We start from the raw sequence: 20,187 nt of genomic DNA, 5'->3' as shown, positions 1-20,187 counted from the left end.
TGACACATGGCACGATGAATTTCCGACCGGTTTTCGGGCTCAGCTCCGGCTCACGGCGCTGAGTAACATCGACTTCGTGGAGGGCTTGATGACGGGGCGCGAAAAGCCGTGGCACGGCGTGCTGGTGGCGGCGGCACTCCCCTTGCGGGAGACCGAACCGGGTGCGCTGACGGTCGATTTCGACGCGTACGCCGAGCACGTCGCGTGGCTGGCCGAGAGCGGTTGTGACGGGGTCACGCCCAACGGTTCGCTGGGGGAGTACCAGACGCTGAGCGTCGAAGAGCGCACGCGCGTGGTCCACACGGCGGTCGAAGCGGCGCCCGAGGGTTTCACGGTGATGCCGGGTGTCGCGGCGTACGGCGCGACGGAAGCGCGGCGCTGGGCCGAGAGCGCGGCGGAGGCGGGCTGCCCCGCGGTGATGCTGCTGCCGCCCAACTCCTACCGGGCCGACGAGCGCGCGGTGGTCGAGCACTACCGCGAGGTCGCGAAGGCGGGCGTGCCGATCGTCGCGTACAACAACCCCTTCGACACCAAGGTCGACCTCGTGCCGGAGCTGCTGGCCGAGCTGCACGCCGAGGGCCTGATCGTGGGCGTGAAGGAGTTCTCGGGCGACGTGCGGCGGCCGTACCGGATCGCCGAGCTGGCACCGGAGCTCGACGTGCTGTGCGGCGCCGACGACGTGCTGCTGGAGCTGGCGATCGCCGGTGCGCCCGGGTGGGTCGCGGGTTACCCCAACGCGTTCCCGAAGGCCACCAGCGAGCTGTGGGCCGCGGCGTCGGCCGGCGACCTGGAGAAGGCCGTGCCGCTCTACCGGCTGCTGCACCCGTTGCTGCGCTGGGATTCGCTCACGGAGTTCGTGCAGGCGATCAAGCTGAGCATGGACATCGCGGGCCGCTACGGCGGGCCGTGCCGCCCGCCGCGGGTGCCGCTCACGCCCGAGCAGGAGAAGGCCGTCCGCCAGGCCACCGAACGAGCGCTCGAGGAAGGGCTTTCCTAGACCATGCGCGCCAAGCGGCTGTTCCACGCGGTCGACTCCCACACCGAGGGGATGCCGACCCGCGTGATCACGGGTGGAGTCGGCGTCGTGCCGGGTGCCACGATGTTCGAGCGACGGCAGTACTTCGTCGAGCACCTCGACCACATCCGGCAGCTGCTGATGAACGAGCCGCGCGGGCATTCGGCGATGAGCGGCGCGATCCTGCAGCCGCCGACGCGTCCGGACGCCGATTGGGGCGTGCTGTTCATCGAGGTGTCGGGCTGCCTGCCGATGTGCGGGCACGGCACCATCGGCGTCGCGACGGTGCTGGTCGAGACGGGCATGGTCGAGGTCGTCGAGCCGGTCACCACGATCCGGCTCGACACCCCGGCCGGGCTCGTCATCGCCGAGGTGGCGGTGCGCGACGGCGCGGCGCGGTCGGTGACGATCCGCAACGTGCCGTCGTTCTCGGTGGGTCTCGACCGCAAGGTGGCCGTGCCGGGGCTCGGTCAGGTGCGCTACGACCTGGCCTTCGGCGGCAACTTCTACGCGATCGTCGAGCTCGAGGAGCTCGGGCTTCCCTTCGATCGCGCGGAAAAGCAGAAGCTGCTCGACGCGGGACTGTCCATCATGGACGCGATCAACTCCCAGGATCTGCCCGTGCACCCGGAGAACCCCGAGATTTCCGGGTGCCACCACGTGTACCTGGCCGCGCCGGGTTCCGACGCGCGGGTTTCGCGCCACGCCATGGCCATCCACCCGGGCTGGTTCGACCGGTCACCGTGCGGCACCGGCACGAGCGCGCGGATGGCGCAGCTGCACGCGCGCGGCGAGCTGGCGCTGCACACCGACTTCCGCAACGAGTCGTTCATCGGCACGCACTTCATCGGCCGGCTGGTGGAGGAGACGATGGTGGGCACGGTGGGCGCCGTCGTCCCGACCATCACCGGTCGCGCGTGGCTGACCGGCACGGCGCAGTATTTCCTCGACCCCGACGACCCGTTCCCGGCAGGGTTCGAACTGTGATCGAGGTGCTGGCCGCGCGGCCGTCGATGTCCGCGGCGATCGCGGCGTTGCGTGCCGCGTTGGCCGACGGTCTCGACCCTTCGGCGGACCCGGCGCGGGCCGTCGTTCCGGTGCCGAGCGGGCAGTTCCTGCTGATGCCGGCGTTCTGGGGTGCGTTCGCCGGGGTGAAGGTGGCGACGGTCGCGCCCGGAAATCCCGCCCGTGACCTGCCGCGGATCCAGGGCGAGTACCTGCTGCTGGACGGGGCGACGTTGACCCCGCTGGCCTTGCTCGACGGGGTCGCGGTGACGTCGGTGCGGACGGCGGCGGTGTCGGCGCTGGCCGTGGACTGCCTGGCGGCGCCGGACGCGTCGCGGCTGGTGGTGTTCGGGACCGGACCGCAGGCGGCGAGCCACCTCGAGGCGCTGCGGGAGGTCCGGCCGGTGCGCGACGTCGTGGTGGTGGGTCGTTCCGCTTCGCGGACCGAGGCTTTCGCGTCGGCCTGGGGCGCCCGGGTCGGCACCGCGGCGGACGTGGCTTCGGCGGACCTGGTGGCGTGCTGCACCACTTCGCCGACGCCGTTGTTCGACGGCGCCCTGGTTCGAGACGGGGCGACGGTGGTGGCGGTCGGTTCGCACGAACCGCACGTGCGTGAGGTCGACTCCTCGTTGGTGGGCCGCGCCACGGTGGTCGTCGAAGCGGTGGACACCGCCCTGCGCGAGGCCGGCGACGTCGTCCTGGCGGTGCAGGAGGGCGCATTGGCGCCGGACGCGCTGGTGCCGCTGTCCGATGTGGTCCGCGGGGCGGCGCTGCCCTGGTCGGGGCCCCGGCTGTTCAAGAGCGTGGGAATGGCGTGGGAGGATCTGGTGGTCGCCGCCACCACCTACGAGGCCGCCCGGGGAGAGTCACGTTGACCAGCCAGGAGCACCTCACGCTGACGCTGCCCACCTTCGGCGTCCAGCGGAACCTGCGCGACCAGATCACGCAGACCCTTCGCGCCGCCGTCATCTCCGGCGAGCTGCGCCCCGGCGTGGTGTACTCGGCGCCCAGCCTCGCCACGCAGTTCGGCGTCTCCGCGACGCCCGTGCGCGAGGCGATGCTCGACCTCGTCAAAGAGGGCTTGATCGACACGGTGCGCAACAAGGGTTTCCGCGTCACCGAACCGTCCGAAAAGGACCTCGACGACCTCAGCGAGCTGCGTGCCCTCATCGAGGTGCCCACCGTCCGCCGCCTCGCCGAGACCGGCGTCGATCCCGCCGTGATCGCCGAGCTGCGCCCGCTGGCCACCGGCATCGAACACGCGGCCGCCGCGCACGACCTCATCGCCCACGTCGCCACGGACATGCAGTTCCACCTGCGCCTGCTCGAACAGGCGGGTAACCCGCACCTCGTCGAGACCGTCCGCTCCCTGCGCTCCCGCTCCCGAATCTACGGCCTTCGCGGCCTCGCCGACCGCGACGAGCTCGTCCCCTCCTCCCACGAACACGCGGAACTCCTGGACCTCATCGAAGCCCGCGACGCGGACGGCGCGGAAGCCTTGATGCGAAGCCACATCCGTCATGTGCGGGGGATCTGGGCCGAGTAGCGCCGGGCTCAGTACCGCCAGGTGATGGCGGCGCCGCAGTTCGGGTAGCCGTGTGGCTCACGGGTTTCGCGCCCGTCGACCGCGAAAACCGGGCCCGGGTCGCCGGGCTCGAGGTGACCGGTACCCACCTGGACACGTTCGACCCCGGCAAGCCTGTTCACCGCACGGAAACCCTGATCACTCTCCGGAAAACCGCTGCTCCAGCTCGTTCACCTCAGGCAGCCCGATCAGCGTCGTGAACTCGTCGAACGTCGGCACGCCCGGCAAGGCGGCCGTGGGGGTGCCGTCGCGGCGGATGACGTCGAGCAGGGAGCGGATGCCGGCCGTCGCGGCGAGCAAAGTGCCGATCGGGTACAGCACCAGGGAAAAGCCGAGGTCCGCGATGCGCGACAGCGGTAGCGGCGGCGTCCGGCCGCCTTCGGCCCAGTTGAACACCAGGGGTGCGACGCCGCGCAGCTCCGTGGCCACGCGCTCGATGCTCTCCTCGCTGGTCGGCGCCTCCACGAACAGCACGTCGGCGCCCGCGTCGGCGTAGGCCTTGGCGCGGCCGACGGCGTCGTCGAGACCGTGGACGGCGGCGGCGTCCGTGCGGGCGATGAGGACGAAGTCCGGGTCGCACCGGGCGGCGGCGGCCGCGGCGATCTTGCCGACCATCTCCTCGCGCGAGATCACGGCCTTGCCCGACATGTGGCCGCACTTCTTCGGCATCACCTGGTCTTCGAGGTGGATCGCCGCGACGCCGGCCTGTTCGTACGCCCGGACGGTGCGCACCACGTTGATCGCGTTGCCGTAGCCGGTGTCGGCGTCCGCGATCACGGGCACGTCGACCGCCGAGACGATGCGCGTCGCGTTGTCGATCATCTCCGCGGCGGAGAGCAGGCCCACGTCCGGGCGCCCGATGAGCGACGCGGTGGTGCCGAAGCCCGTCATGTACACGACGTCGAACCCGGCCTGCTCCACCAGCCGGGCCGAAAGCGCGTCGTACGCCCCGGGCGCGACCAGCGGCGGGCCCGCGGTCAGCAGCTCGCGCAGGCGCTTGCGCGGGGTTCCGGCGGTACCGAGCAGATTTCCCACGGAATTCCTCCTTGTATACATCCACTGCGAAAATACTCCCCATGCCTTGCGGACGACAAGGCGTCGGCCTAGATTGCACACAATCTGAGAGACGGGGTGACGGGTGACACAGGCGGCGACTTCATCGGGACGCGCGGTAGACGCATTGCGCGAGCTGATCCTGAAGGGCGAGTTCCCGGCGGGCGCCCGGCTCGGCGAGGTCGAGCTGGCCGTCCGGCTCGGCGTGAGCCGGACCCCGGTCCGCGAGGCGCTGACCCGCCTCGCGGCCGAAGGACTCGTGGAGCTGGTTCCCAACCGGGGGGCCCGCGTGAGTCAGTGGAGCGTCGAAGAGCTGGAAGGGATCTTCGACCTGCGCACGCAGCTGGAACCCCAGCTCACCGCACTCGCCGCCCCGAACGCGAGCGACGCGGACCTCACGGCGCTCGACGAGCTCGCCGCGCACATGGTCGAGGTCGGTCACCCTGGACCCGGGCAGGACCTCGACGCGCTGGTGCCCCTCAACCGCGAGTTCCACGCCCGGCTCGTGGAGCTCGCCGGGCACCCGGCGCTCGCGGGAGCGCTCGCGACCGCCGTTCACGCGCCGGTCGTGCTGCGCAACTTCCACACCTACGACGAACAGTCCCTGCGGCGCAGCCTCGCGCACCACGTCGAGATCGTCGCCGCCCTGCGCGCCGGCGACCCCGAGTGGGCGCGGGCCGTGATGACCGCCCACATCCGCAACGCGCGCGCGGTCATGATCCGCGCAGCTGAAGATCAGGAGAACCCGTGACTCATCTCCTCAGCCACACCATCACGGCCGGCTCGTCCCGCCAACAGCAACCACAGCGCGAGATCGCGCCGGCGTCTCGATCAGGCGGTGCGATCGGCCCCCGGCCGATCCGACCGCGTGATCGAGACTCCGGCTCAAAAGCGATCTCGCACGCCCCGGCGGAGCCGAGGCCAACAGCACAGACTTACCGGCTGGGTGTCGATGTCGGTGGCACGTTCACCGACGTGCTGCTGGTCGAGGAGACGACCGGCGGCACCTGGCGGGCGAAGACCCCGTCCACCCCCGCCGACCAGTCGGTCGGCGTCCGCAACGGCATCGCGAAGGTGTGCGCCGACGCCGGCATCGCGCTGAGCGAAGTCGCGCAGGTGCTGCACGGCACGACCGTGGCCACCAACGCCATCCTCGAAGGCAAGGGTGCCCGCGTGGGGCTCGTGACCACGCGCGGGTTCCGCCAGGTGCTGCAGATCGCGCGCTCCTACGTCCCGGGCGGGCTCGCCGGCTGGATCATCTGGCCGAAGCCGGAACCGTTGGCGGCGCTGGAGAACACCGTCGAGGTCGACGAGCGCATCGCCAGCGACGGCGCGGTGATCCGCGAGCTCGACGATGCCGACGTCCGGGCCCAGCTGGAGAAGCTGCGCGGCCGCGGCATCCAGGCGCTCGCCGTGTCGCTGATCAACTCCTTCGCTGACTCCGCGCACGAGCGCCGCGTGGCCCGGATCGCCGCAGACGTGCTGCCCGGCGTGCCGGTGTCGCTGTCGTCGGACGTGCTGCCCGAGCTGCGCGAGTACGAGCGCACGGTCACCACCGTCGCCAACGGCTACGTGCAGCCGCAGGTGAAGAAGTACGTCGAGACGCTGGCGAGTGAGCTCGCCGGCAGCGGCGTGGCCGGTGAGCTGGCCATCCTGCGCAGCGACGGTGGCCTCTCGGGGGCCGATGCCGCAGTCGCCGCCCCGGTGACGATGCTGCTGTCCGGCCCCGCCGGCGGCGTGACGGGCGCGGTGTGGGTGGCCGAGCAGTGCGGCCACCGCGACCTCATCACGTTCGACATGGGCGGCACGTCCACCGACGTCGCGCTCGTGCAGGACCTCAACCCGCGCATCGGCCGCGAGACGCATGTCGGTGACCTCACCGTACGGGCGTCCAGTGTGGACGTTCGCACGGTCGGCGCCGGCGGCGGTTCCATCGCCCACGTACCGGAACTGACGAGGGCGCTGCGCGTCGGCCCGCAGTCCGCGGGTGCCGACCCCGGCCCCGCCGCGTACGGCAAGGGCGGCACGGAGCCGACGGTGACCGACGCCAACGTCGTCCTCGGTTACCTGCCCGCACAGCTGGCCGGCGGCGAGATCACGCTCGACGTCGAAGCCGCCCGCACCGCCGTCGCGAAGGTGGCCGACGCGATGGGCCTGCCGAGCGTCGAGGCCGCGGCGGCCGGGATCATCGACATCGTCAACGAGAACATGCTCGGTGGCCTGCGGCTCGTCTCGGTGCAGCAGGGCTTCGACCCGCGCGACTTCGCGCTCGTCGCGTTCGGCGGCGCGGGTCCCTTGCACGCCAACGCCCTCGGCAAGCTGACCGGCGCGTGGCCTGTGATCGTGCCGCCGTCCCCCGGCGTGCTGTGCGCGCTGGGCGACGCGACCACGAGCCTGCGGGATGTGTCGGCCCGCACCGTGCTGCGCCGCTTCGCCGACCTCACCGGCGCCGAGCTCGTGCAGATCCTGCGCGAACTGGGTGACGAGGCCGGTGGCCGGCTCGTGGAGCAGGGGCTCGACCGCGCCGATCAGACGCTCGGTTTCCAGGTCGACGTGCGCTACCACGGCCAGGGCTTCGAGATCCCGGTCGAGGTCGACCCGGCGTCGCTGGACACCCCCGACACCGCGCTCGAACTGCTGGCCAAGCACTTCGACGCCGAGCACGACCGGTTGTTCTCCTTCCTGCTCAACGTGGACCACGAGCTGGTCAACGCCCGCGCCACCGTCACCGGCCCGCGCCCGTCGGTGGCGGCCGTGACGCTGGCCGAGGGCACCGGCGACCCGGCCGCCGCGCTGGTGGACACGCACCCGATCCACGTGTCGGGCAAACAGCTCGACGCGAAGGTCTATGACCGCGCGAAGCTCCTGGCCGGTGACGTCGTCGCCGGGCCCGCGATCGTGACCGAAATGGACTCCACGACCCTCGTGCTGCCCGAGCACGCCGCCACCGTGCACGCGTCGGGCAGCCTGCTGATCACCCCGCTGGAGGGCTGAACCTTGGCTGAGATCATCGAGACCGCCACCGGCGCGATCACCAGGTCCGAAGTGGACCCGGTCACCCTCGACCTCATCGAGAACGGACTGCGCAACGCCCGGTACGAGATGGACGAGGTGCTCTTCCGCACCGCGCTGTCACCCGGCATCCGCGAGCAGCACGACGAGTTCCCGCTCATCGGCGACCCGAGCGGCAAGATGGTGGTCGGCCAGTTCGGACTGTCCATCCCGGACTTCCTCGCCTTCTTCGACGACACCATCGAAGAAGGCGACGTGCTCATGACGTCGGACCCGTACGCGTGCGGCGCGGCGATCAGCCACGCCAACGACTGGCTGATCGTGATGCCGATCTACCACGAGGGCCGGCTCGTCGGCTGGGCGTCGATGTTCGGGCACATGTCCGACGTCGGCGGCAAGACGCCGTCCTCGATGCCCACCGACGCGCGCACGATCTACGAAGAGGGCGTGGTCGTCCCGCCGTTCAAGCTCTACAGCAAGGGAAAGCTGAACGAGGACGCCCTGCGCATCATCCTCAACCAGGTCCGCATGCCGGACTGGAACCGCGCCGACCTCAACGGGCTCGTCGCCGCCTGCCGCACGGCTTCGCGCCGCGTGGTGGAGATGTGCGACCGGTTCGGCACGGCGACCTACCTGTCCGCTTTGGACGCTCTGCTGCAGCGCAACTACGACGCGATGAAGATCCTGCTGCAGACGGTGTTCGAAGACGGCAAGACGATCAGCTTCACCGACTACATCTGCGACGACGGCGTGGGTTTCGGCCCCTACGAACTGAAACTTTCGCTCACCCGCACCGGCGAGAAGGTGCACCTGGACTTCACGGGCAGCTCGCCGCAGGCCGCGGGGCCGATCAACTACTACATCAACGAGAACCTCACCCGGATGTTCTTCGGGATCTACATGATCACCGTGGCCGACCCGCAGATCCTGTGGAACGACGGGTTCTACCCGCTGGTCGACGTGACCATTCCGGACGGATCCTACTGGAAGCCGAAGCACCCGGCTTCGCTCAACGGCCGCAACCACGGCATCGGCCGCGTGTTCGACCTCTTCGGCGGCCTGCTCGGCCAGACGAACCCGGCCCTGCTCAACGCGGCCGGCTTCTCGTCCAGCCCGCACTTCATGTACTCCGGTAACTACTCGAGCGGCGAGCGAAAGGGCGAGTGGTTCCAACTGTACTCGATCGGTTTCGGCGGCATCCCCGGCCGGCCGCTGGGCGACGGGCCCGACGGGCACTCGCTGTGGCCGAGCTTCGTCAACATCCCGTGTGAGTACCTGGAGTCCTACTACCCGCTGCGCATCGAACGCTGGGAGACCGTCGCCGACACCGGTGGCGCGGGCCTGCACCGCGGCGGCAACGGCGTGGACGTGACCTACGTCTTCGAAGAGCCGGGCACGATCGCGATCCACGACGACCGCTGGCTCACCTACCCGTGGGGCGTCAACGGCGGCGCGCCCGGCGCCCGCGGGACCAAGTGGATCGACCGCGCGGATGGCACCAGGGAAGTGCTGCCCAGCAAGTGCCACGACGTCCCGGTGCACACCGGCGACGTGCTTCACTTCGTCACGTGGGGTGGCGGCGGCTGGGGCGACCCGCTGGAGCGCGACCCCGCGCTGGTGGGCCTGGAGGTCGAACGCGGTCTCGTGACGCCGGACGGCGCCCGCGGCTACGGCGTGGTCGTGGCGGCGGACGGCACTGTCGACACCGACGCGACGAACACGTTGCGCGATCAGCTGCGCGCGTCGCGGCCGGCGGAGCTGCCCGTGTTCGACATGGGTCCGCCGATCGAGGAGCTGCTGGCCAACTGCGAGGCGGAGACCGGCCTGCCGGCGCCGCAGCGTCCGGTCTGGTCGGCGTCGTGAGCGGGCCGCACGGGTCCGCGTTCTCCGGCCGGCTCGGCTGGGGAGCGCGGCCCGCGCTGCTCGTGATCGACCTCGTGCGCGCGTACACCGAGGCCGGCGGGCCGTTCGAGCTGCCCAGCCCGGGGCCCGCGATCGAGGCGACCCGCGCGTTGCTCGAAGCCGCGCGCACGGCCGGACACCCGGTCGTGTGGACGTCGGTGGTCTACACGCGCGGCCTCGCCGACGGCGGGTTGTTCGTGCAGAAAGTCCCGGCGCTCAAAGCGTTCGAGGAAGGCGCCGAAGGTGGCTGGGGTGAGATCGGCCCGCTGAAGCCCGAGCCGGGGGAAGTCGTGGTGACCAAGCAGTACGCGTCGGCGTTCTTCGGCACTTCGCTGGCGTCCACTTTGCACGCGTCCGGTGTGGACACTCTGGTCGTCACCGGGGTCTCGACGTCCGGGTGCGTGCGAGCGTCCGCAATGGACGCGCTGAACCACGGGTTCCGGCCCCAAATCGTGCGGCAGGCCTGCGCGGACCGCACGGAAGCCGTGCACGGCAACAACCTGGTGGACCTCGACGCGAAGTACGCCGACGTCGTGGACCTCGACGAAGCGTTGGAAAACCTCAGGAACTAACCACGAGGGGCCTCCCCGGCCGGCTCGGGATACCGGCGGGGAGACCCCTCTTTGGTGCGGCCGCGACTACTTCTGCTGCTCGTCGCCGCCGAAGCGTTCCTTCAGCTTGTCGGCACCCTGGTGGATCTGATCGCCGTGCTTGCCGCCGGTCTTTTCGTCGGCGACGTCGGCGGCCTTGTCGACGCCCTGGTCGACCTTGTCCGGGTGCTGGCCCGCGAACTCCTGCAGCTTCTCCTTGGCCTTGTCGAACATGCCGGCCATCTCTCGCTCCCTTCCGTCGTGCCGAATTCCGGTGGACGTTTCGAGGAGTACCCAGCAGTTCACCGGGTCAGCCTCATTGTCCCCTCATCGGGTGAGGTGGGAACGCGAGGTTTTTCAGTTGAAGCGGCCGGCTCCGTCGATGTAGGACACCTTGTCGACGGTGATCCCGCCCTCGAGCAGCTCGTCGGCCCGCGCGACCAGGCCGCGCAGCGCGTCGTTGCCACTGTGGACCTTCAACGCGTCGAGGTCGGCGAACATCTCGTAGAAGACGAACTCGCCCTCACGCTTGTTCAGCAGGTAGAGCAGGGTGCCCTCTTCCTGCCGAGCCGCGTCGACGAGCCCTCGCAGCAGCTGCTCCACCTCCGCCTCTTTGCCCGCTTTGGGACGGATGTAGGCGATCTGCGCGACTGTCATTCCTGACCTCCAAGACGAGGGTGTTCCCGGCTTCCCCAACTTACTGGGTTCAGGGTGTGACGGTGCTGTGGTGTTGGAAGGGCCATTGCGCCACCGGACGCGCGAGCAGCTCCTCCGGCGGGTCGGGCAGGCGCGGGGGAACGGCGTTCCAGCGCGCGATGACCACGACGCGGTCCTGGCCGCCCAGGTAGACGTCGGCACCGGCGAAGTGCTCCGTGGCCGTGAGTTCCGGCACGGCGGTGGCCTCGACCCACGACAGCAGGTCCTGCTGGCGCCCCGGTGCGGCGCGGACTTCCCACATCAGTGTGTCGCTCATGGCCGAAACTCTACTGTGCCGATCGTTGCCAATCCGACCACAGTCACGGCCGAATGGCTTCGTAGAAGCGGTTACGTGCCGCGTGGGGGTCGGCCTGCTTTTGGCCGGATCAGTAACGGCGGCACCGTGGGCACGTCAGTGGCGGAGGCGATGTCCTGCGCGGTCAGGCGGAACGCTTCGGGGTAGTGCGCACGCTGGGTGCGGCGGGCCGGTTCCGTGCTGCGCCAGGTGTAGCGGCAGCGCGCGCACTGGTGGACGGTCCACACGCCGGCAACGGGGGAGCCGGCGAGCTTCGCGATGTCGGGGTGGTCACAACGGGGGCAGGTCACGGTCGGGGCTCCTTCCAGGGCGGTCATCGTGCGGCCAGCTTGCGCAGTTTGTCCACCCACGCGGCGGTTTCCGGCAGGTCCTTCACCGGCTGGCTGAAGTGGCCGCGCTCGTCCGGGGCGACGGGAGTGGTCGCGTCGATGATCATCTTGTGGGTGATGCCCGCGGGGTCTGCCGCCGGATCGAGGGCCACCACGGGCAGGTTCGGCAGCACCATCACGTCGCCGGCCGGGTTGACCTTCGTGGACACCGCCCACATCACGCGGGGCAGGTCGAACGGGTCCACGTCCTCGTCGACCACGATCACCGTCTTCAGGTACCCGAGGCCGTGCGGGGTGGTCATGGCGCGCATGCCGACGGTTTTCGCGAAGCCGCCGTAGCGCGACTTCGCGGAGATGATCGCCAGCAGGCCGTGGGTGTACATGGCGTTCACCGCCTGCACCTCGGGGAACTCCGCCGTGAGCTGCTGGTGGACCGGCACGCAGGTGTTGGCGGCCATGAGGAAGTCGATCTCGGTCCACGGCATGCCGAGGTAGAGAGACTCGAACACGGGGTGCGTGCGGTAGGAGATCCGGTCGATGCGGATCACGGGCATGCTGCGCCCGCCGGAGTAGTGGCCGGTGAACTCGCCGAACGGGCCCTCCAGCTCGCGGCGCCGGCCGACGATCACGCCCTCCAGTACCACTTCCGCGCCCCACGGCACGTCGAGGCCGGTCAGCGGCGCGGCCGTGACGGGGGCGGGGGCACCACGCAGGGCGCCGGCCAGCTCGTACTCGTTCTGGTCGTAGGCCAGGGGAGTGGCGGCGACGATGGGGATCACCGGGTCGTTGCCCAGCGCGATCGCCACCGGCAGATCCTCGCCCGCGCGCTCGGCCTTGGCCAGCTGCAACGCGATGTCGTGCATCGGCACGGGCTGGATGCCCAGCTCGGCGCGGCCTTTCACCTGCAGGCGGTAGATGCCGACATTCTGCTTGCCGTCGTTGCCGGGGTCCTCGGGATCGCGCGAGACGACGGCGGCCTTGTCCAGGTAGAAGCCGCCGTCGCCGTCGTTGAGGCGGAACAGGGGCAGCACGGAGAACAGATCGACGTCGTCGCCTTCGAGCACGTTTTCCGCCCACGGCGGGTCTTCGCGGCGCTCCACGGGCACCGGGAAGGTCTCCCAGCGGCGGATGAACTCCGCGACCTGGTCCTTCACGCCCGTGGCGGCGGGCAGCCCCAGCGCGAGCGCGTGGTTGGCCCAGGAACCGTGGACGTTGAGGGCGACGCGGGCGTCGGTGAAACCTTCGAGGTTGTCGAAATACAACGCGGGGGCGGCGTCGCCGAGCTTCGGCGCGGCGTTCGCGGCCGCCGCGAGGTCGGGCTCGGGGGAGACCTGCTCGGTCACCCGGACCAGCTGGCCTTCTTTGTCGAGCGTGGTCAGGAACGACCTGAGGTCGTCGTGGGGCATGGGTCCTCCTGCGGGTTCAGCCCGGTCCAGCGGCGGGCCGCGGGCGCGGACAGGCCGAACTGGTCGAGCACGCGCGCGACGACGTGGTCGAGCACGTCGTCGAGCGACTGCGGGTGGTTGTAGAAGGCGGGCATCGGCGGCACCATGACCGCGCCCATGCGGGTGAGCGCGAGCATGTTCTCCAGGTGGATCTCCGAAAGCGGTGTCTCGCGCGGCACCAGCACGAGCTTGCGCCGCTCCTTGAGCACCACGTCGGCGGCGCGGCCCAGCAGGCCGTCGGCGTAGCCGGTGCGGATGCCGGCGAGGGTTTTCATGCTGCACGGCACCACGATCATGCCGTCGGTGCGGAACGAGCCCGACGAGATCGCGGCCGCCTGGTCCTCGGGCGAGTGCACGACGTCGGCCAGTTCGCCGACTTCGCGCGCGGACAGCGAGGTCTCCAGGTGGATGGTGGTGCGGGCCCAGCGGCTCAGCACCAGGTGCGTCTCCACGTCCGGCATCGCGCGCAGCACCTCGAGCAGCCGGATGCCGAACGGGGCACCGGTCGCGCCCGTCATGCCGACGATCAGCCGCACGGCGGCACCTCCTCCTGCGTGTCGTTCACCGAACAAGTTCGTATACGAACCGTTCGCATTCATACTAACATGGCGATCATGACAAGCCGGATGGACGAGTCGGTCTTCCACGCGCTGCGGCGCGCGATGCAGGAGCACGGCGCCCGTTGGCAGGCGACGCTGCCGGGGCTCACGAAGCCGCAGTACGCCGTGCTGGTGGCGATCTCGGAGACGCCGGGGCTCGATCAGGGCGCGGCGGGGCAGCGGGCCGCGACGGACAAGGCGACGCTCGCGAACCTGCTGCTGCGCCTGGAAGAACGCGGGTTGATCACCCGCACGGTGGGCACCGACCGGCGCCGCCGCGAGCTGCGGCTCACGCAGGCGGGGGAGGAGCTGCTCGCCACGGCGACGCCCGTCGTCGATCGGGTGAACGAGTCGATGCTCGCGCCGCTCGACGACGACGAACGGCGCCGGCTCGTGGCGCTGCTCACCAAATTGGCGCTCTGAGGCCCGGTAGGGTCGGGCGATCGGCATCGGAGCTGAGGAGGGCACGTGGCGGGACCGCTGAGCGGACTGAAGGTCGTGGAGCTGGCCGGGATCGGCCCGGGCCCGCACGCGTGCATGGTGCTCGCCGACCTGGGGGCCGACGTCGTGCGCGTGGAGCGTCCCTCGGGCTCGCTCGACCTCACCGGCGGCAAGGCGGACCCGCTGCTGCGCGGCCGGCGTTCCGTGGCGGCCGACCTGAAGACGCCCGAAGGCCGCGACCTCGTGCTGCGGCTGGCCGCGAAGGCCGACGTGCTCGTGGAGGGCCTGCGTCCCGGCGTGACCGAACGCCTCGGCGTCGGCCCGGCCGACTGCCACGCGCTCAACCCGCGGCTGGTCTACGGCCGGATGACCGGCTGGGGCCAGGAGGGCCCGCTGGCGCAGCGCGCCGGGCACGACATCAACTACATCGGGCTCGTCGGCGTGCTCAACGCGATCGGCCGCGCGGGCGAGCGGCCAGTGCCGCCGCTCAACCTCGTGGGCGACTTCGGCGGCGGGTCGATGTTCCTGCTCGTCGGCGTGCTTTCCGCGCTGTGGGAACGGGAGCGCACGGGCCTGGGCCAGGTCGTGGACGCCGCGATGGTCGACGGCACGGGCGTGCTCGCGCTGATGGTGTGGTCGTTGCGCGGCCTCGGCGTGTGGTCCGACGAGCGCGGCGTGAACTTGCTCGACGGCGGCGCGCCCTTCTACGACACCTACGTGTGCGCGGACGGCCGCTACGTCGCCGTCGGCGCGCTGGAGCCGCAGTTCTACGCGGCGCTGCTCGCCGGGCTCGGCCTGGAGTCCGCGGATTTGCCGCCGCAGATGGAGAAAACGAGCTGGCCGACGCTGCGGGCCGAGTTCACCAAGGCGTTCCTCTCGCGCACGCGCGACGAGTGGGCCGAGGTGTTCGGTGGCGTCGACGCGTGTGTCACCCCGGTGCTGGAGCCGGACGAGGTCGCGGCGCACCCGCACATCGCGGCGCGCGCCGGCCTGGTCGAGCTCGACGGGGTGCTGCAGCCCGCTCCCGCGCCGCGGTTTTCGCGGACGGCACCGGATCTGCCGTCTGCGCCGCCGAAGCCGGGCGCCGACACGGAAGCGGTCATCGCCGACTGGGGCGTGTGACGGGCACCGGTTCCTCGCTACGTGGGGCGAGCGTCAGCACGGCCACCGCGACCACCGCGCCGCACGCGCCGACGAAGACGAACACCGCCGGGTAGCCCAGCGACAGGGAGATCTGGCCGACCAGCAGCGGACCGAACGCGTTGGCGAGGCGCCCGGCGCCGTAGCAGAGGCCGGTGGCCGTGGCGCGGATCTCCGCGGGGAACAGCCGCGGCGTGTGGGAGTAGAGGAGCGCGACGAGCGTCTGGTTCAGCGCGGCCACTAGGAAGCCGAAGATCACGATCGCGGCGGGGGTGAACGTCAGTCCATACGCGACACCCGCGCCGGCGAAGAGCAGGCTGAACACCGTGACGGGGCCGCGCAGGCCGAAGCGGTCGGCGACGGGCCAGGCCAGCAGCGCGCCGGGGACCGCGCCGAGGGTGGTCAGCGCGGTGTAGCCGACGCTGTGGGTGAGGGTGAAACCGTGCTCCTGCAACAGGGTCGGCGCGAACGAGGCGAACCCGTAGTAGCTGATGGTGAGGAAGATCCAGACGGTCGCCGGCATGGTGGTGCGGCGGGCGAAGCTGCCGCGGAAGAGCTGGAGTGGTGTCCCTGCTTCGGGAGTGCGCCGCCAGGCCGGTGATTCCGGTAGCCATCCGCTGATCACCAACGGGAAGACGCCGAGCGCGCCGAAGACGAAAACGAGCCGCCAGCTCTGCGGACCCAGCCCGATCACGGCTCTCGCGAAGAACGCCATGGCCGGAATGCCGAGCAGTCCGACGGCGAGCGTGCCGGCCTGGACTCGGCCGCGCTGGTTCGCGGGGATGAGCTCCGCCAGGTAGGTGACCGCGACGACGGTCATCGCGCCGAGCCCGCAGCCGGTGAGGAAGCGGGTGGCCAGCAGGCTGATCGTGTCGAAGGCGCCCGCGGTGGCCAGGGAGCAGACGGAGAACCACAGCACGGAGCCGCGCAGCGCGCGCTTGCGTCCGGTTCGTTCGGCCACCCGGCCGCCGGCCGTGGCGCCGGCGAACATGCCGAGGAACCCCGCCGCCGTCACGACGGAGATCTCGCGCAGCCCGAGGTGCAACGTGTGGTGGACGGCCGGGGCGACGTAGGCGAAGGAGTTGATGTCGGCCAGCTCGAAGGCGAAGCACAGCGCGAGAGTGCCGGCCACTTTCCGGTGGTGGCGCGTCCAGGGGAGGCAGCCGGGCCGGGCGGGCAGCGTCACGCCAGTCCCTTTCGGACATCAGTGCGAAGCGGCCGCGGGTGGTGCCGCTTCGGTTACAGCGGTACCGCCCCGCCGAGGGTGGTGGCGGGGCGGTACCTGATCGGGCGCGGTGGGGTCACCAATCGGCGCCGGAGACCACCTCGGCGGGCGGCGCGGTCTCGGCACCGAGCGCGCACGCCAGGGCGGCGAGCTCGGCGGTCTGGACGGCCGGCGGGTTCACCAGTCGGCCTTGCGGGCGAGGGAAACAGAGTTCGTCACGGGACAGGCTCCTTTGCTCGATCGTCGGAAGGGGCACGAGCGGGGAGAGGGGAAGTCTCGAGGCGGCAGGGTCGGAGGCTCGGATGGGGAGGGCTCGGAGCGGGAGGTGTCGCGAGGCGCGGTTTCGGCGTGGGAGGGCTCGGAGCCGGAGTTCTCGCCGGGCACGGTTTCGCAGCGGCAGGTTCCGGAGCCGGAATCTCCCCAGGGAGATTCCGCATCCGGGAATCCCGGAGCGGGAGGTGGAGACAGCGGAACGGCCACGGCACACGCCCCTGGTGCTGCCCGCGGTCACCGGTCGGCCCCCTCGGCCGGCCGGGTCCGCCACGAGCAGCACCCCGGGCTCGGGCACCGCGCCCAGGCCCCCCACGGCGGCGCTCCGCCACCGTGCCGCCCCGAGACCGAGAACGAGGACGTCGCGAACTCCCTTGCGGAGCCCGCCGTCGGAACGCGGCCCGCCCAGTCTGCGGCCGGGGTGCGCCATTCGTTCTGGCGTCGCGGCCGCATGCGGGTGGCCGATTTCCCGGCGGCGCGGGCCCACCTTCCGAGCTGCCGGCGCGCCCTGGCTGTTGCCGCTGCTTTCGTGCGCGGCGGCCGATGGCGAGTTGTTCGGCGTGCCCGGGCGGGTTGGCAAGCTGCCCCGGAGGTCCGCCCTGCGGCCGGACCGCACAGCCGGCGCCGTCGGACCCGGCAGCCCGCCCAGGCTGCGCAGGGTTGCCGCGGAAGGGGTCGCGCACACCCACGCGGAGGACTCGGGAGTCCTCGGGTGAACGAAGGTGGCGGCCATGATCACGAAGCGTAGGGAGCCGGGTGGTGGTGAACAACTCCATCGCGCGGCGAGATCATTGCGCGCGACGCAACGGTCGGGACATGCGTTTGCCGTGGGCGCGGGCGATGCGCGCGAGGGTTTGCACGCTGTCGGCGACGGTGGAGCTGCGGTGCCATGCCAGGAAGATCGTGCGGCCCGAGAACGACGGGTCGTCGATCGGGATGCGGGTGATGCGGGGGTGCTGGTGATCGTTCATGCCCTCCGGCACCACCGACACCCCGATCCCCGCGCCGACCATGGACTCGACGACGAACAGGTCGTTGCCCTCCACCGTGATCCGCGGGACGAAGCCGGCCCGCGCGCACGCGTTGACCATGTGCGTGCGGCTGCTCGACCCCGGTTCCATGGCGACGAACGGCCGCTCGCTGACCTCTCGCAGCGACACGCGTTCGCGCCCGGCGAGGTCGTCGCCGACGGGGACGGCCAGCAGCAGCGACTCGGTGAACAGCGGCTCCACCACGAGGTCCGACTCGGTCGGCGCCACCGACGAGAAGGCGGCGTCGGCGTCGCCGCGCAGCAGCGTCTCGACGACGCCGGTGGCCGGGCTTTGCGTGCAGCGCAGGCGCAGCTCCGGCCGTTCGGCGAGCAGGTCGGCCAGCACGCAGGGCACGAACCCCAGCCCCAGCGAGTACGTGTGCGCGATCCGCAGGAGCCGTTGCGGCTCGCCGGCGTCGGCGAGCGCCGCGCCGACCGCGTCGGATCGCGCGCGCAGCACGGCGTGCGCCTCGCGCACCAGCACGTGCCCCGCCGGCAGCATCCGCACGCGGCGGCCGTCCTGCTCCACGAGCCGGATCTCCAGCTTCCGCTCCAGCGCGCGGATTCCGCGCTGGACCGTCGCCACGCTCACGCCGAGCTCCGCGGCGGTCTGCCCGAAGTGCTCGGTGTCGGCGAAGCTCAGGAGCAGCTCCAGGTCCGCGAAAGTGACCTTGCCGGCGCGTCCGTCGTCCACCCGTCCGATTATCCGCCCAGGGCCGAGGTGGCGGATGTCGCTGCGAATGTCACCTTTCCGGCCTGGTCGTGCGGGATGTCGTTCCACCAGCCGCGATGGAAGTGCCGGGCGGCGTGAGAGAGGGGTCCGAAAGTACCGCTGCGGCTGCCCCGATGGTCATTTCGGCGGCCCTGCCCCGTTATCGTCATCCGGATGCGGGGGCTGGGGGCGGATTTCCGGAGGCTGTGGTGGGCGTTCACCGCGAGCGAGACGGGCTCGGCCATCGGCTACGGCGCGATCCCCCTCGTGGCGGTGCTGATCCTGCACGCGTCCGCCGCCGAGGTGTCCCTGCTCGCCGCGATCCCCGGCCTCGCCGGCGCGCTGATCTCCCTGCCGATCGGCGGGTTCGTGGAGTTCCGGCGCAAACGGCCGGTGATGATCACCGCCGACGTCGTGCGGTTCGTCGCCCTCGCGAGCGTGCCGGTGGCGATCGGGCTGGGCGTGGTGTCGCTGGCTCAGCTGTACGTGGTCGGTGCCGTGCAGACGGTCGCGCTCGTCGCCTTCACCGCCGCCAGCGGAGCGCACCTTCGGGCACTGGTCACCGCGCGCCAGCGTGCCGAAGCCGCCAGCCGCTTCGAAGCCGCGAGCTGGACGGTGAACTCCGCCGGGCCACCCGTCGGCGGAGTGCTGGTCTCGCTGACCGGCCCGGCCGTGACGATGCTGGTCGACGCCGTCTCCTACCTCGCGTCCGCCCTCGGCGTGCGCTCGCTCCGCAGCCCGGAGCCACCGCCACCCGCGCGCACCACGCCGGCGCACGTCGGCCGTGACCTGCTCGAAGGCTGGCGCTACCTGCTGCACAGGCGCGAACTCGCGCTGCTGTTCGCCAACGCGCTGCTCTTCGGCTCCGCCGTGCTCGCCATCTCGCCGCTGGAGACCGTGTTCATGCTCGACGACCTGGGTTTCCGCCCGTGGCAGTACGGCCTGGTCATCGGCCTGCCCTGCCTGGGCGGCGTCCTGGGCGCCCGTCTCGCACCCCGCCTGGCGGCGCGCTTCGGCACGCGCCGGGTGCTGATCTGGGCCGGAATCGCCCGCACGCCATGGGTGCTGGCCATTCCGTTCGTGGGGCCCGGCCTCGGGGGCGTGCTCGCGTTCCTGGCGATCGACACCCTGCTGCTGCTCGCCGCCGGGGTGTTCAACCCGCTGTTCAGCGCCCACCGCATGACGTTGACGCGCGAGGACATGATGGCGCGAGTCCTCGCCGGCTGGTCCGCCGGCAGCCGCCTGGTCCGGCCGCTGTTCATCGTCGCCGCGGGCCTCCTCGCGAGCGCCACGGACGTCCGGGTCGCGATCGCCGCCGCGGGTGTCCTTTGTGTCCTCAGTGTCCCGTTGCTCCTGGTCCCCGGAACCCGGGAATCCAGCCCGGAACCTGACTCGATTACCCCCGCATCCGGTGGCTAGCGTGAGACCCATGGATCTCCCCGACGGTCTTCTCGCTCTGCTGGAACAGCCGAGCCTCTGCTTCATCGCCACGACCATGCCCGACGGCTCGCCGCAGCTGACGCAGACGTGGGTGGACACCGACGGCAAGCACATCCTCGTCAACACGGTCGAGGGTTTCCGCAAGGTGCGCAACATCGAGCGCGACCCGCGAGTGGCGCTGAACATCGCGGACGCGACGCATCCGTTCCGCTACTTCACCGTCCGCGGGCGCGTGCTGGAGGCGACCACCGAGGGCGCCGCCGAGCACATCGACAAGCTCGCCCTCCGCTACACCGGGCAGCCCTACGCGTGGTACGGCGGGCGCGACCAGGTGCGGCTGATGCTGCGCATCGAGGCCGAGCACATCGGGTCGATGGGCTGA

General features: G+C 71.1%; 21 protein-coding genes. 12 read left to right on the top strand and 9 right to left on the bottom strand.

The window, feature by feature from the left end; genetic code table 11:
* Positions 1–88: 88 nt before the first annotated feature.
* The 4 genes from AB0383_RS15735 to AB0383_RS15720 are packed head-to-tail and all read left to right on the top strand — an operon-like array spanning position 89 to position 3,566.
* Positions 89–997 (top strand): dihydrodipicolinate synthase family protein, encoded by a 909-nt coding sequence (locus AB0383_RS15735; RefSeq protein ID WP_364175042.1) that lies wholly within the window; start codon positions 89–91, stop codon positions 995–997.
* Between the two features lie 3 nt (positions 998–1,000).
* Positions 1,001–2,002: a proline racemase family protein gene (locus AB0383_RS15730; RefSeq protein WP_366187612.1), complete on the top strand. Its 1,002-nt coding sequence runs from the start codon at positions 1,001–1,003 to the stop codon at positions 2,000–2,002.
* Positions 1,999–2,895, top strand: a complete 897-nt coding sequence (locus AB0383_RS15725; RefSeq protein ID WP_364175048.1) for an ornithine cyclodeaminase family protein — start codon at positions 1,999–2,001, stop codon at positions 2,893–2,895. Before AB0383_RS15730 ends, AB0383_RS15725 begins: the two co-directional genes overlap by 4 nt.
* Positions 2,892–3,566, top strand: coding sequence for a GntR family transcriptional regulator (locus AB0383_RS15720; protein ID WP_360592895.1), 675 nt, complete (start codon positions 2,892–2,894; stop codon positions 3,564–3,566). Before AB0383_RS15725 ends, AB0383_RS15720 begins: the two co-directional genes overlap by 4 nt.
* A gap of 177 nt (positions 3,567–3,743) precedes the next feature.
* Here AB0383_RS15720 and AB0383_RS15715 read toward each other — a convergent pair whose 3' ends face one another.
* Entirely contained in the window at positions 3,744–4,640 is an 897-nt protein-coding gene (locus AB0383_RS15715; RefSeq protein WP_366187611.1) for an oxaloacetate decarboxylase, read from the bottom strand.
* Positions 4,641–4,743: 103 nt separating this feature from the next.
* Here AB0383_RS15715 and AB0383_RS15710 point away from each other — a divergent pair, with 103 nt between their 5' ends.
* The 4 genes from AB0383_RS15710 to AB0383_RS15695 all read left to right on the top strand — a co-directional run bounded on the left by AB0383_RS15710 (position 4,744) and on the right by AB0383_RS15695 (position 10,144).
* Positions 4,744–5,409 (top strand): GntR family transcriptional regulator, encoded by a 666-nt coding sequence (locus tag AB0383_RS15710; RefSeq protein WP_364175053.1) that lies wholly within the window; start codon positions 4,744–4,746, stop codon positions 5,407–5,409.
* 143 nt (positions 5,410–5,552) lie between these two features.
* A complete protein-coding gene (locus tag AB0383_RS15705; RefSeq protein WP_366187651.1) occupies positions 5,553–7,652 on the top strand; it encodes a hydantoinase/oxoprolinase family protein in 2,100 nt (699 codons plus the stop codon).
* 3 nt (positions 7,653–7,655) lie between these two features.
* Positions 7,656–9,533, top strand: a complete 1,878-nt coding sequence (locus AB0383_RS15700; RefSeq protein WP_364175059.1) for a hydantoinase B/oxoprolinase family protein — start codon at positions 7,656–7,658, stop codon at positions 9,531–9,533.
* The gene (locus AB0383_RS15695; RefSeq protein ID WP_364175062.1) at positions 9,530–10,144 is read left to right on the top strand and encodes an isochorismatase family protein; all 615 of its coding nucleotides are present in this window, start codon (positions 9,530–9,532) and stop codon (positions 10,142–10,144) included. The genes AB0383_RS15700 and AB0383_RS15695 overlap by 4 nt, the downstream gene beginning before the upstream one ends.
* A 66-nt stretch (positions 10,145–10,210) precedes the next feature.
* Here the strand turns inward: AB0383_RS15695 and AB0383_RS15690 are convergent, their stop codons facing one another.
* The 6 genes from AB0383_RS15690 to AB0383_RS15665 all read right to left on the bottom strand — a co-directional run bounded on the left by AB0383_RS15690 (position 10,211) and on the right by AB0383_RS15665 (position 13,484).
* The gene (locus AB0383_RS15690) at positions 10,211–10,405 is read right to left on the bottom strand and encodes an antitoxin (protein ID WP_364175064.1); all 195 of its coding nucleotides are present in this window, start codon (positions 10,403–10,405) and stop codon (positions 10,211–10,213) included.
* 114 nt (positions 10,406–10,519) lie between these two features.
* A complete protein-coding gene (locus AB0383_RS15685; RefSeq protein WP_364175067.1) occupies positions 10,520–10,819 on the bottom strand; it encodes a putative quinol monooxygenase in 300 nt (99 codons plus the stop codon).
* A gap of 49 nt (positions 10,820–10,868) precedes the next feature.
* The gene (locus tag AB0383_RS15680) at positions 10,869–11,135 is read right to left on the bottom strand and encodes a hypothetical protein (RefSeq protein ID WP_354875167.1); all 267 of its coding nucleotides are present in this window, start codon (positions 11,133–11,135) and stop codon (positions 10,869–10,871) included.
* A 71-nt stretch (positions 11,136–11,206) separates the two neighbouring features.
* Positions 11,207–11,464, bottom strand: a complete 258-nt coding sequence (locus AB0383_RS15675) for a non-oxidative hydroxyarylic acid decarboxylases subunit D (protein ID WP_366187610.1) — start codon at positions 11,462–11,464, stop codon at positions 11,207–11,209.
* A gap of 23 nt (positions 11,465–11,487) precedes the next feature.
* Entirely contained in the window at positions 11,488–12,909 is a 1,422-nt protein-coding gene (locus tag AB0383_RS15670; RefSeq protein WP_364175073.1) for a non-oxidative hydroxyarylic acid decarboxylases subunit C, read from the bottom strand.
* Positions 12,879–13,484 carry a non-oxidative hydroxyarylic acid decarboxylases subunit B gene (locus tag AB0383_RS15665; protein WP_364175075.1) on the bottom strand — a complete coding sequence of 202 codons (606 nt, stop codon included), beginning with the start codon at positions 13,482–13,484 and terminating at the stop codon, positions 12,879–12,881. Before AB0383_RS15665 ends, AB0383_RS15670 begins: the two co-directional genes overlap by 31 nt.
* Before the next feature lie 78 nt (positions 13,485–13,562).
* On the opposite strand from AB0383_RS15665, the gene AB0383_RS15660 reads away from it, so the two are divergent.
* Both AB0383_RS15660 and AB0383_RS15655 read left to right on the top strand, forming a co-directional pair.
* Positions 13,563–13,970 carry a MarR family winged helix-turn-helix transcriptional regulator gene (locus tag AB0383_RS15660; protein WP_366187609.1) on the top strand — a complete coding sequence of 136 codons (408 nt, stop codon included), beginning with the start codon at positions 13,563–13,565 and terminating at the stop codon, positions 13,968–13,970.
* Between the two features lie 45 nt (positions 13,971–14,015).
* Positions 14,016–15,110 carry a CaiB/BaiF CoA-transferase family protein gene (locus tag AB0383_RS15655; protein WP_366187608.1) on the top strand — a complete coding sequence of 365 codons (1,095 nt, stop codon included), beginning with the start codon at positions 14,016–14,018 and terminating at the stop codon, positions 15,108–15,110.
* Here AB0383_RS15655 and AB0383_RS15650 read toward each other — a convergent pair.
* Both AB0383_RS15650 and AB0383_RS15645 read right to left on the bottom strand, forming a co-directional pair.
* A complete protein-coding gene (locus AB0383_RS15650; RefSeq protein WP_366187607.1) occupies positions 15,088–16,314 on the bottom strand; it encodes an MFS transporter in 1,227 nt (408 codons plus the stop codon). The two genes, AB0383_RS15655 and AB0383_RS15650, sit on opposite strands and share 23 nt — an antisense overlap.
* A 1,097-nt stretch (positions 16,315–17,411) precedes the next feature.
* Positions 17,412–18,347, bottom strand: a complete 936-nt coding sequence (locus AB0383_RS15645) for a LysR family transcriptional regulator (RefSeq protein WP_366187606.1) — start codon at positions 18,345–18,347, stop codon at positions 17,412–17,414.
* 192 nt (positions 18,348–18,539) lie between these two features.
* On the opposite strand from AB0383_RS15645, the gene AB0383_RS15640 reads away from it, so the two are divergent.
* Positions 18,540–19,784 (top strand): MFS transporter, encoded by a 1,245-nt coding sequence (locus AB0383_RS15640; protein ID WP_364175089.1) that lies wholly within the window; start codon positions 18,540–18,542, stop codon positions 19,782–19,784.
* A 10-nt stretch (positions 19,785–19,794) separates the two neighbouring features.
* A complete protein-coding gene (locus AB0383_RS15635) occupies positions 19,795–20,187 on the top strand; it encodes a PPOX class F420-dependent oxidoreductase (RefSeq protein WP_364175092.1) in 393 nt (130 codons plus the stop codon).

Origin of the sequence: Amycolatopsis sp. NPDC051373, assembly GCF_040689465.1 — a bacterium.
Lineage (GTDB): Bacteria > Actinomycetota > Actinomycetes > Mycobacteriales > Pseudonocardiaceae > Amycolatopsis.
Note: the sequence above shows the minus strand (reverse complement) of the source record. Positions and strands in the feature narration are given on the sequence as shown.